This is a genomic window from Proteus genomosp. 6 (assembly GCF_040139785.1).
Taxonomy (GTDB): Bacteria; Pseudomonadota; Gammaproteobacteria; order Enterobacterales; family Enterobacteriaceae; genus Proteus.
This window is the reverse complement of record NZ_JBEEVJ010000047.1, coordinates 1-1,090: the sequence shown is the minus strand read 5'-3', so window position 1 is coordinate 1,090 and position 1,090 is coordinate 1. Positions and strand designations below refer to the sequence as shown.

The window sequence follows — 1,090 nt, the reverse complement described above, 5'->3', positions numbered from 1 at the left end:
CCCCAATAGGTCATTCCTCGAAAGATGGCTGCAAAGTCACGTAACACGTTATACGCTTCATTTCTATCTTGCACATAAACATCACAGACATAACGAGGTTCTGTACCGTCACCACCTTTTCCATCGGGTACCAATTGATCACAATACTGCGCTATACGGTATAACTCCCATTTATCAATCTGTTGTTGATTTATTCGTTGTCCAAGACCAAATCTATCGGAAATAACAATATCGTAGAAAACCCATGCGGGGTTATTGGTCCATGCCCATTTAAAGGAACCATCCCATACGCCCGTATAGGTGCGATCAATAGGATTGTAATTTGAGGGTATTCGGATTATGCGCCCTTTCGGTTTGCACGTTATTTGCGGAATAGAGCCGTTGAATTGTTTAGAATCGAATTCAATATAAAGTAACGCTGTATGAGGATAGGTAAATTTAGCATCAATGACTTCAGTGTAGCTTTGCAAAACAACCGTATCACCGATTTTACTACTATTAGCATCATTAGAGACTTTTCTAACACGTAGTGACCATGATGTTGTCGATTCAGGTAAATCAATTCTGTGTGCTCGCTCATAACCTGATGTCGTTTTTCCTTTTACGGCACTATCAATAACGGTTTTCCAGCTACCACCATCAGTTTGTAAATCAATGGCGTATTTAACTTCATTACCCACCAAATCCCCATTATCTTCTTGCTTGAATAATGAGGGCCACTTTAGACGAACTCGAATAGCCGATAATTGTGAATTGGTAAATGTGTGAACCCATGGTGTTTTACTCGAAATCGTAGAGCCAACATTGATCTCATTTTCAGCGCTAGGTAATCCTTGAATATAAGTCTGTGCTTGCGTGCCTGGTCTAAAATCCCACGTCACACCACTAAAATTTGCATTTCCTTCAGTGTCTTCTAACGGCGTACCATCAAGGAAGATATTTTGTGCCGTTAACTCTCCGGCAAATTCTCCCTCCCCCAAGGCAATGAGTAACTTTGCTTTAGCAATAGATTGTAAATCATCAGGTTGCTCAACAGGCACACGAGGACTACCACCGCCCCCTTTTTGACCGTGAATTGTTTTTCTCATTA

1 protein-coding gene is annotated in these 1,090 nt (G+C 41.1%); it reads right to left on the bottom strand.

Annotated elements, in window-relative coordinates; translation table 11 throughout:
• Positions 1 to 1,088 (bottom strand): TipJ family phage tail tip protein (gpJ, locus tag ABN212_RS18700; RefSeq protein WP_432807474.1); only part of this gene is annotated, 1,088 nt, incomplete at its 3' end.
• Between the last annotated feature and the right edge of the window lie 2 nt (positions 1,089 to 1,090).